Source organism: Nocardia pseudovaccinii NBRC 100343, from assembly GCF_001613225.1.
Lineage (GTDB): Bacteria > Actinomycetota > Actinomycetes > Mycobacteriales > Mycobacteriaceae > Nocardia > Nocardia pseudovaccinii.
This window is the reverse complement of record NZ_BDBY01000017.1, coordinates 66,296-76,406: the sequence shown is the minus strand read 5'-3', so window position 1 is coordinate 76,406 and position 10,111 is coordinate 66,296. Positions and strand designations below refer to the sequence as shown.

The 10,111-nt window shown below is 65.7% G+C and carries 11 protein-coding genes; 6 read left to right on the top strand and 5 right to left on the bottom strand.

Annotated elements, in window-relative coordinates; all coding sequences use genetic code 11:
- The first annotated feature begins 219 nt into the window (after positions 1-219).
- Positions 220-1,029 (top strand): alpha/beta fold hydrolase, encoded by an 810-nt coding sequence (locus tag NP3_RS01800; protein WP_063037087.1) that lies wholly within the window; start codon positions 220-222, stop codon positions 1,027-1,029.
- On the opposite strand, the gene NP3_RS01795 is transcribed toward NP3_RS01800, so the two are convergent.
- From NP3_RS01795 to NP3_RS01785, 3 genes are all read right to left on the bottom strand, one after another.
- Complete coding sequence (locus NP3_RS01795; protein WP_444980773.1) at positions 1,026-2,213, bottom strand: lipase family protein; 1,188 nt, start codon at positions 2,211-2,213, stop codon at positions 1,026-1,028. The genes NP3_RS01800 and NP3_RS01795 overlap by 4 nt on opposite strands.
- 116 nt (positions 2,214-2,329) lie before the next feature.
- Positions 2,330-2,953, bottom strand: coding sequence for a TetR/AcrR family transcriptional regulator (locus tag NP3_RS01790; RefSeq protein ID WP_157123988.1), 624 nt, complete (start codon positions 2,951-2,953; stop codon positions 2,330-2,332).
- A 5-nt stretch (positions 2,954-2,958) separates the two neighbouring features.
- Positions 2,959-3,315, bottom strand: coding sequence for an SPW repeat domain-containing protein (locus NP3_RS01785; RefSeq protein WP_063037083.1), 357 nt, complete (start codon positions 3,313-3,315; stop codon positions 2,959-2,961).
- 302 nt (positions 3,316-3,617) lie between these two features.
- Between NP3_RS01785 and NP3_RS01780 the strand changes: the two genes are divergently transcribed.
- Genes NP3_RS01780 through NP3_RS01770 form a run of 3 tightly spaced genes read left to right on the top strand, consistent with a single transcriptional unit; the run spans position 3,618 to position 6,344 of the window.
- Positions 3,618-4,817, top strand: a complete 1,200-nt coding sequence (locus tag NP3_RS01780; protein ID WP_063037081.1) for an NAD(P)/FAD-dependent oxidoreductase — start codon at positions 3,618-3,620, stop codon at positions 4,815-4,817.
- 29 nt (positions 4,818-4,846) lie between these two features.
- On the top strand, positions 4,847-5,608 hold the full coding sequence (locus NP3_RS01775; RefSeq protein ID WP_063037079.1) for a glutamate racemase: 762 nt from the start codon (positions 4,847-4,849) through the stop codon (positions 5,606-5,608).
- On the top strand, positions 5,595-6,344 hold the full coding sequence (locus NP3_RS01770) for a DNA alkylation repair protein (RefSeq protein ID WP_245720761.1): 750 nt from the start codon (positions 5,595-5,597) through the stop codon (positions 6,342-6,344). The genes NP3_RS01775 and NP3_RS01770 overlap by 14 nt, the downstream gene beginning before the upstream one ends.
- Before the next feature lie 11 nt (positions 6,345-6,355).
- On the opposite strand, the gene NP3_RS01765 is transcribed toward NP3_RS01770, so the two are convergent.
- Together NP3_RS01765 and mftR2 are read right to left on the bottom strand one after the other, a co-directional pair.
- Positions 6,356-7,411, bottom strand: coding sequence for a ferredoxin--NADP reductase (locus tag NP3_RS01765; protein WP_063037077.1), 1,056 nt, complete (start codon positions 7,409-7,411; stop codon positions 6,356-6,358).
- Between the two features lie 43 nt (positions 7,412-7,454).
- Entirely contained in the window at positions 7,455-8,081 is a 627-nt protein-coding gene (gene mftR2 / locus NP3_RS01760; protein ID WP_063037099.1) for a mycofactocin system transcriptional regulator MftR2, read from the bottom strand.
- 310 nt (positions 8,082-8,391) lie between these two features.
- On the opposite strand from mftR2, the gene mftA reads away from it, so the two are divergent.
- Positions 8,392-8,466, top strand: a complete 75-nt coding sequence (mftA, locus tag NP3_RS50200; RefSeq protein WP_245720762.1) for a mycofactocin precursor MftA — start codon at positions 8,392-8,394, stop codon at positions 8,464-8,466.
- Between the two features lie 14 nt (positions 8,467-8,480).
- The gene (mftC, locus tag NP3_RS01750) at positions 8,481-10,028 is read left to right on the top strand and encodes a mycofactocin radical SAM maturase (protein WP_084508008.1); all 1,548 of its coding nucleotides are present in this window, start codon (positions 8,481-8,483) and stop codon (positions 10,026-10,028) included.
- Positions 10,029-10,111 lie beyond the last annotated feature (83 nt).

Sequence of the window (10,111 nt, the reverse complement as noted above, 5' to 3'; positions counted from 1 at the left end):
GTGATTCCCTGAATCGCTTTCGAACGGCGTCGCTCCGAAAGGGGCGGCGCCGTTCGGCATTTCGGGCGCCGCATCGAAAGGGGCGGCGCCGCTCGGGTTTTCGGTGCGTCCTGCCGGGGAACGGTATTCCTGTCCATGACGTCGGTGGTCATCGCGCGCCACCGCCACTTTGGTTAACGTTGGGCAAAAGGGGTAAAGACCGGTTGATCGGAGGATGCGATGAGGAGTTCGGCGCTGACCAGCGCGCTCGACGTCACCGAGGGGACGTTGGTGCACGGCATGCCGTATCTTGCGCTCGGAGCCGGGCGGCCGCTGGTATTCCTGCGGTGGTTCACCCCGGATCATGCCAATCCGACGGGGTGGATGCGGCAGTCCGAAATCAAGACGTTGGCACCGCTCGCGGCGCATTTCCGGGTGTATGCGGTGAACCGCGCGCCCGGTATGGCCGAGGGTACGACGATGGCCGATATCGCCGCCGAGCACGCGGACGCATTGCTGGCCGAATTCGGCACGCCTGTCGATGTTCTCGGTGTCTCCTCGGGTGGATCGCTTGCGCTGCAACTCGCGGCGGATCGACCTGGCGCGGTGCGCCGGTTGATCATCGCCTCATCTGGCTACACCCTGGAAAATGCCACCCGCGCGGCGCAACTGGCATACGGCGAGGCGGCCTATGCGGGTAGGCGCGCACTGCACCATATGGCTGCCGTCGGCTCCACCTCGCCGATCGCGCAGCGCATTGCCGCAGCGGGTATGTGGTTGGCCGATCCCCTTGCACGCCCGAAGAATCCGGCGGACACGCTGGCTTTCATCCGTGCCGAGGACTCCTTCGACCTCGCCGGTCGGCTCGGCGAGATCACCGCGCCGACCCTCGTCCTCGGCGGCGACCGCGACGGCGCCTACAGCACCGAAACCTTCCGTCGCACCGCCGACGGAATCCCGGACTCGCACTTGATCATCTACCCGGAAACCACGCATATCGGGGTCGTGAAGCGGTTCGTCCCCGATGTTGTCGCCTTTCTCGCCGACTAGCAGTTGCTCGGCGCCGGTTCGCCGCGGAAGCGCGCGGCGAGCCAGGAGAGCACCGAGGGGATGCCGAGGATGGCCGCGCTCAGGTGTTCGGGGGAGTAGGTCAGTTCGGCCTGTAGCGGCACTCCGGCAGCGCAGTAGCGGCGGTCGACATTCAGGATCGAATCGGTCGGGATGAGCGGATCACTGGGCGAATGCCATTCGAATATCGGTATTTTCGGGATTCCGTCGAACAGTTCCAGACTGTTCTCCTCGACCACGGCCCTGGCGTTGCGGTCGCCGATCATCGTCATACTGCTCGCGTAATCCCGGACGCTGTGTCCCGCACCGGTGGTGAGGATTTCATTGGTGCAGCCGTTGGCGATGGCCTTGCGTGCCGCCACGCCGCGCGTGTTCAGATAGTCGCTGATCGGAAAGCGGTCCGGATATTCCCGTTCCAGTCCGATAGCGGCCGCCATCAGCAGTCCGAATGCCGGATGCGGTTTGAATTCGACCGCCTCCAGCACTTTCACCAGATTCATCGGGACGCCACCGGTCGCGGCGCCCGCGATCTCGAGTTCCGGTGCGTACTTCGGCGCCATCGCGGCGGCGAATGCGGTGGCCATACCGCCGCCGGAATATCCGGCCATCGTGATCCGGCTGCGCGCGGCGGCGAGTTCGGGAACCCGGCGCACGGCGCGAATGCCGTCCAGGGTGATCTGGCCGCCGAGCCGGGCCGCACCGTAGGCGAAGGTCGGTCCCAGGTGATCGGGCAGCGCGATGCTCCACCCGCTCAACAGCAGGGCGTTGAGCAATATCGCCTCGCGGACCTGCAAATTCGGATCGGAGGTATATAGCACCCGGGAAACCGCGCACTTCGTCCCGAGGCCGTTGATGATGTGCTGATAGGACAGCACAGGCCCATCGGGTTGATGTGAGCGCGGTGTCAGCACCGTGGTCGTCGCCGCGATCGGTCGGCCGGTGGAATTCGTCGAACGGAATTTGATCAGCGTGACGGTGGTATCGGGAAAGATCAATATGGGCGGCAACTGCCGCGTTCCGAGCACGTCGCCCGGTTTCTTATTCGCCAGATCGGGTGGCGCCGCATAGAAAGGGTCCGGATCCGGATCCGGATAAATCGGTGCGGCCTGGGCCTCGGTTCCGACCAGGACTGTCGTCGAAGCGCCGACCAGCAGGCCGACAAGCACTGCGCGCGTCGCGAGACCGGTGAGATCTCGAAGAATTCGATTGATCTCCACAATTGGAACTTGTATCACGCACCGTTGACTCGTATGGAGAACGCGAGTCTTTCAGATTTAGGTGCTCAGCCGAGCTGGGTCATACCCGCCGCGACAACCTGGGCGACATTGCAGATTTCATCCGCTGTCGGCAGCGGCAGTCCGTCGAGCGCATGCAGCCGATCGCTGCTGGCAATGGCGAACATCGCCGAAACCCAGGCCGCGGCACACGCGCGCAACGTGCCGGGTTGGACCGGGCCGGGCGCGCTGGCCTGCAGCACCCTGGCGGTGACGTCGAGCAGTTGATCGCGCAGGCGGCGCAATTGCCGGCGCACGTCGGGATGGGTATCGGCCTCGCGCCACATGATCACGCGCAGCACGGACGAATGGTGATCGCGCAGATTGAGCGCGGCGTCGAGATTGATCAGACTGGCCGCGGGATCGCCCGGTGTGACCACGGTGCCGATATCGGCGATCGGCTGGGCGGGCACTCGCTCGGCCATCAGCGCGGACAGGATCGAATCCTTGGTGGGGAAGTAATAGAAGACCAGACCCTTGGGGACACCGGCGCCCTCGGCAATGGCCGCTGTCGCGGTCGCGTCGAATCCCTGTGCCGCGAAGAGTTTTTCCGCGGCATCGAGAATGAGCTGACGGGCGTCGCCGTCGACTTTCGCGCTACGACGACGCCCGCCTCGCCGGGCTTTCGGCATCTGCATCAGTGATGCGGCGCCATGTCGTGTAACCGGCCCGACACCGTCGGCAGCGCCGCCACCGCGACCACTACCGTCACCACGCCCACTACCCATGCGGTCCAGGATGCGCCGCGGTAGTCGGTGTAGTCCATCGCCCACGGGGAGATGAATAGCAACGCGCCGAACAGGCCCATCGCGTAGTCGGCGGCCGTCAGGCTCGCTCGATACATCTGCGCCAGGCCGGTGAGAGCGATGAGTACGCCGAGCACGATCAGCGTCCACATGGCGTTGTCGTTGTGGGTCACCCACAGGGGTGACAGCGCGGTGAAGACGCCCAGCACAACGGCCAGGAAGTCCTGCGCGCGACTTTCGGTGAACATGGGGTGCCTCCTCAGGCTCTGAATTGTTCTCCTTACTCAGATCTAACTCTGATTGACCGACCGATCAATATAGGTATGGATACGATTGCGCACCGATAGGTCGGGCAGTGTGGAGTGACGGCCGTCACGGCGATTCGCGCCCAAGCAAAGGTTAGGGTTAGCTGCGTCACCCTCGGTGATGGATGCCAACTCGACCCGGCGCCTGCCAGGCACTACGAAGGGAAGGTCGCGTGAGGGAGCGCTGCGAGCGAACCAAAGATACAGCCGGGTGGGCCGGAGCCGAGCAGCAGCGAGGTGGAGGCATGAGCGGGCCGATTGTGATCATCGGAGCTGGTCTGGCCGGTTTGCGCACGGCGGAGGAATTGCGCCGCGCCGGGTACGAGGGTGAACTGCTCCTCGTCGGTGAGGAGTCGCGGCTGCCCTACGATCGCCCGCCGCTGTCCAAGCAGTTCGTGCGCGGCGAAACCGACGACACCACCCTGCGCCCCGCCGAATTCTTCGACGAGAAGCAGATCGACCTGCGGCTGAATACCGAGGCGGTCGGTGTCGACACCGCCGCGCGCCAGGTTCGCCTGGCCGACGGCGGCACGCTCGACTACGACCAGCTGATCATCGCGACCGGTCTGCGGCCGCGTCGCCTGCCCGGGCTGCCGGATCTGAAGGGCGTGCATGTCCTGCGCGGCTATGCCGACGCCGCCGCACTGCGCGACGAATTGTCCGGTGCGGGTACCGCCCTGGTGGTCGGGGCCGGATTCATCGGTTGTGAACTCGCGGCGAGCTTCCGGGCCAGCGGCGTGGAGGTCGTACTCGTGGAGCCGCAGCCGACGCCGCTGGCCTCGGTGCTCGGCGCCGAGATCGGTGCGCTGGTCGCCCGCATGCATCGTGACGAGGGCGTCGATCTGCGCTGTGAAACCGGCCTGGACACCTTCCTCTCTGTTGACGATCGAGTGTGCGGCGCCCGGCTCTCCGACGGCAGCGAGGTGACCGCCGATCTGGTGGTAATCGGTGTGGGTTCACGGCCGGTCACCGAATGGCTCGCCGATTCCGGTATCGCACTCGCCGAACCGTCGGCCGGTGGCGGTGTACTCGCGGACGAGGTGGGACGCACCTCGGTCGAGGGTGTGTGGGCGGTCGGCGATGTGTCGGCCTGGCTGCACGAGACCGGGCAGCGCAAGCGCGTCGAGCACTGGACCAATGCCGGTGAGCAGGCGCGGCTGCTGGCGTGTGCGCTGCTGGGCGCGGAACTGCCGACCGCGGCACGGGTGCCGTACTTCTGGAGCGATCAGTACGACGTGAAGATCCAGGCGCTGGGCACCCCGAGCGCTGATGACGAGATCCACATCGTCTCCGACGACGGCCGCAAATTCCTCGCCTACTACTCGCAGCACGGCAATCTGACCGGTGTGGTCGGTGCCGGAAAGACCGCTCAGGTGATGAAGGTCCGCGCGAAGATCGCCGCAGGTGCGCCGATCGCGGACCTGCTCGAGGCCGCCCAGCCGTAGCGATTGTGCCGTTGTAATACGGTGGTCGGGTGATCGTCGCGCTCATCGATTCCGGGCTGGGGTTGCTGCCCACGGCCGCCTGGCTGCGCAAGCTGCGGCCCGATGTCGACCTGCTACTCCAGTTGGACCCCGATGGCGCGCCGTGGGGTCCCAAGCCGGAGCAGTGGGTGACCGACCGGGTGGTCGACGCCGCCCGGAGCTCGGTGCGGCTCGGCGCGGAAGTGCTCGTGCTGCCGTGCAATACGGCCAGCGTCACCGCCCTGGACAAGGTTCGCGCCGAGGTCGGGCCGGGCATTCCGGTGGTCGGCACGGTTCCCGCGATCAAACCCGCCGCGGCGGTATGCAAATCGGTCGCGGTGTGGGCGACCGCGGCGACCACGGCCAGCCGATATCAGGCCGATCTGATCGCCCGCTTCGGCGGCGATGCGAAGGTGGTCGGCATCGCCTGCCCTGGTCTGGCGGATTCGATCGATCGCGGTGATCTGGTCGCGGCCCGTGATTCGATTGCGCGCGCGGCCGAACAGACGCCGGACGATGTGGAGGGTGTGGTGCTCGGCTGCACGCACTATCCGCTGGTCATCGATGCGATTGTAGCCGCACTGCCGGATGGCGTGCGACTGTTCGACAGTGCGCAAGCCGTTGCGGCGCAGACGATTCGGCGCATGGCGGCACTCGACCGGCCGACCACAGGCAATGGCGAGGTGCGGGTGCTGAACAGCGGTCGGCCTGGTGAATTGCCCACCAGCGCGGCTGCTTTCGAGTCGGGGCGGATTCTGGGTGCCCAGGGGTAGCGCGGCGCTGCCGACCGCCGCCGATGTGCATGCGGCGCTGGCCGAGGTCGCCGATCCGGCCGATGCCATCCATTTGCAGCGGTTCTTCAAGACCGGGCCCGGTGAGTACGGCGAGGGCGATGTCTTCCTCGGTGTGCGCGTGCCCGTGACGCGATCGATCGCGAAACGCTTTGCGGCACTTCCGCTCGACGAGATCGACACACTGCTGAACAGTGCCGTGCACGAGGACCGCCTGGCCGCGCTGATCATCCTCAATGCCAGATTCGCCGAGGCAGCCGAACCGCGCACGCTCGATATCGATGCGCAGGCGGCGATGGTCGAGTTCTACCTCGCGGCGGTGCGCCGAGGCCGGGTGAACAACTGGGATCTGGTCGATGTGTCCGCCGAAAACGTCATCGGCCCATGGCTACTCGACCGACCCCGCGACCTGCTCTTCGAACTCGCGGGCGCGGACTCGCTCTGGGAGCGCCGGGTAGCGCTGCTGACAACCTTCGCGTTCATCAAGGCGGGCGATGCCTCGACCACCTTCGAACTCGGTGAACGGCTACTCGGCGACCGCCGCGACCTGATCCAGAAGGCGCTCGGCTGGATGCTGCGCGAGGTCGGCAAGCGCGTCGACGAGCAACTGCTCACCGGCTTCCTCGACAAGCACGCGGCGCAAATGGGCCGCACCGCACTGAGTTACGCGACCGAACGCCTCGATCCCGCCATACGCGTCCACTATCGCGAGCTGTAAACCACCGGGGCTCAGAATTGGATGCGCAGGTGATCGGTGACCGGATGCGCCTGGCAGCCGAGGATATAGCCGTTCTCGATATCCTCCGGATCGAGGATTTCGGCATTGTCCATTTCGACCTTGCCCTCGAGTACCGTGCACGCACAGGAACCGCATTCGCCCTCCTGGCAGGAGTACGGCACATCCAGACCCTTCGACAGCATGATGTCGACCAGGGTCTGCTTGCGCGGCCACTTCAGCTCGTGCACCTCACCGTCGAGTTCGACCTCGACGGTGGCCGCATCGGCCGCCTCCGCGTCGGTCACCGCGACCGGCGCCTGATCCGCGAACGGGTCTCCGGCAAGGGAATTGAACACCTCGGCGTGGGTGCGTGAGCGCGGCACCTCGAGCTGGGCCAGTGCGTCGTGCACCCGGTCCATGAACGGCTTGGGCCCGCACATGAAGGCGTGGTAGCTCGTGTACGGCTCGACCAGGGCGGCCAAACCATCGGCGGTCGGCAGTCCCTGCAGGTGCTCGAGCCAGTGGATCACGGTGAGCCGCTGCGGATGCTTCTCGGCCAATTCACGCAGCTCGCCCGCGAAGATCACCGACTCGTGATCGCGATTGGCGTAGATCAGTACGATTCGGCCGCCGCCGCGCGCCAGCGCCGACTTCAAGATGGACATCACCGGCGTGATGCCGCTGCCCGCGCCGAACAGCAGCAGATCGTCATCGAGATCCTTCGGCGTGAAAACACCGGAGGGCGGCAGCACTTCGATCGCGTCGCCCGCTTTGACGTTGTCGCACACCCAGTTCGACCCGTAGCCGCCCACGGTGCGCTTGACGGTCACCTTGGGCTTGTCGTCGGTGTACGGCGAGCTGGCCAGCGAGTAGCACCGGGCCACCGAGCCGGTCAAATCGCTCGGGATGCGCAGTGTGAGGAACTGTCCTGGCTGATAGCTGAAACGCTCACGCTGGTCGTCGGGGACGTCGAAGACCAGCGAACAGGTGTCCGGCGTCTCGGTGATGACCGCGGCTACCCGCAGCACGACCGATCGCGAACCGTGTGGAACCTCGACGGTGGTCATGGTGTCCTCTCGAACCGAACCAAAACTAGAACGTGTTTCAGTTTCATCGTACGTCGGGATCGGGCTGACGGACAAGCTGGGCCTCCAGGCCCGCGATCAGTACCTCCATGCCGAAGTCGTAGGCGTACTTTCCGCGCAGGTCCGGCATGTATTTGGTGGCTCGTGCCACCGATTCGGGCAGTGCGACATCCGCCAGCGGCTGCGGCTCCCGCGGATTCACCCGGCGGCGGCCGAACAGGTAGGTGTGGATCGTCGCGTACCCGGCGAGCACATTGCGATCATTGAAACCCGCCTCGAGCAGGATCTCCATGATCGCGGCGATCAGGTCGAGCTGTTTACCCAGCATCTGTTCGATCAGCACATCGCCGAGTCCGGGATGCTTGCGCAGCTTCTCATCGATCTGGTCGATCAGATCGCGCAGCCGCTGCTGCCACGGTCCGGAATCGGCCGGTGGTTTGCGAACTCCGGTCAGCGCCGCGGTGGCGACGAGATCGAGCAACTCGCGCTTATCCGCGACGTAGTAGTACGGCGCCATCGGGGAAACCCCGAGCTCACGGGAGAGCCGTCGCATCGACAGCTTCTCCACACCGTCCTCACGTACCACCCGCAACGCGGCCTCGACGATCTCGGACTCCGACAGCGTATTGCCGCCGCCCCCGCTCGTCTGCATTCGTCCGACTCCCATGCCACCTCTACCACTGCGGGTCGAATCGCCCGTCACGTCCTGTTCAGCTGCTTGCCACCCGCAGTCTAGAGCGCGCGGCTGTGAGTAGGTCGGCGTGCGTCCGCGCGGGCGTCGAGCGGGAGCTGCGCTTCCCCTGTTCCATTTTGTCAGCTCATGACGTTATTGTGTGATGACGGCTACACCAGTGGCCGCGGAACCCGGTCACATCTCGGAGGTAGGCATGCCGGAGTACGGATCCATCGGACACACCGATACCGACAACACCGGACGGATCGGTGCGGCCGAGTCCCGTTCGATCGAGGAAGCGCCGCTGGTCGAGGAGACCCTCATCGAAGAGGTCTCCATCGACGGTATGTGCGGCGTCTACTGACGGGCGCCGCGACCATGCTCGATCTCGATACCCGATGGGAGCTGCATCCGCGGGTGGCGCTGCGGCCGGAGTCCTTCGGCGCGCTGCTTTACCACTTCGGCACCCGCAAGCTCTCGTTTCTGAAGAGTCCCCGGATACTCGAGATCGTGCGGTCGCTGCCCGCGCATGTCTCGGCACGCGCGGCCCTGCATGCGGCGGGCGTCACGGATGACCAAGCCGGACAGTATGTCCGGGCATTGGATCAGCTGGCCGACTCCGACATGATCAGGCAGGCCGCGCCGGGCAGTGCTCCGATCCCCGCGGTCGCGCCGCTGCCGCTCGCCGGGCAGCCGTCGGCCGTCACCGGCGGGCGACTGATCGATAAATTCGAAAACGGTTTGGCCGCACCGATCTGCCTGACGTGGGAGTTGACCTACGCCTGCAATCTGTCCTGTGTGCACTGCCTGTCGTCCTCGGGCCGCCGTGATCCGCGTGAGCTGAGCACCGAGCAGTGCAAGGCGCTCATCGACGAGTTCGAGCGCATGCAGATCTTCTACGTCAATATCGGCGGCGGGGAACCCACTGTGCGCCCGGACTTCTGGGAGCTCGTCGACTACGCGACCGCGCACCATGTCGGAGTGAAGTTCTCCACCAACGGAGTTCGCATCACGCCCGAGGTCGCCGCGCGCTTGGCCGCCAGTGACTATGTGGACGTACAGATTTCTTTGGACGGCGCGGACGCCGAGGTCAACGATGCCGTGCGCGGACCGGGTTCCTATGCCATGGCCATCAGGGCGCTGGAGAATCTGGCGGCCGCGGGATTCGCGGACGCGAAACTCTCCGTGGTCGCGACCCGGCACAATATCGCCCAGCTCGACGAGTTCAAGGCGATCGCCGACAAGTACGGCGCCACACTGCGTTTGACTCGCCTGCGGCCTTCGGGACGCGGCGCCGATGTGTGGGACGAACTGCATCCGCTGCCGGAACAGCAACGGGTGCTTTACGACTGGCTGGTGCGCAACGGCGAGGGCGTGCTCACCGGCGACTCGTTCTTCCATCTCTCCGCTTTCGGTTCGGCGCTGCCCGGATTGAATATGTGCGGCGCGGGCCGGGTGGTCTGCCTGGTGGATCCGCTCGGCGACGTGTATGCCTGTCCCTTCGCCATCCACGACAAGTTCCTCGCCGGAAATGTGGTGGCGGAAGGCGGTTTCCGCACCGTGTGGCAGGAGTCGGACCTCTTCGTCGAACTGCGCGAGCCGAGCGGCGGCGGTGCGTGCTCCGGCTGCGCGCACTACGACTCCTGCCGCGGTGGCTGCATGGCGGCGAAGTTCTTCACCGGCCTGCCCGCCGACGGACCGGATCCGGAATGCGTCCAGGGCTATGGCGAGGCGGCGCTGGCCGATGCCGGGCGGATGATTCCGCGTTCGTCGGTGGATCATTCCCGGCGCACTGCGCCGAGCCGACCCGGTTCGCGTAAGTCGGGACCGATTCCGCTGACACTGTCGGTATCTCGGCCCGCGTCCGATCGCCTTTCGCCGGAGCGGCGTCCCGCGCGGGCCTGCGACGAAAGTCCACTGAACTGATGCCGGGCCGGTAGCCAGTTATGCGCTATCCCGTTGATCGACGATGGCTATCGAGTGGCAAATTGATGATTGCCCTCGCGTTG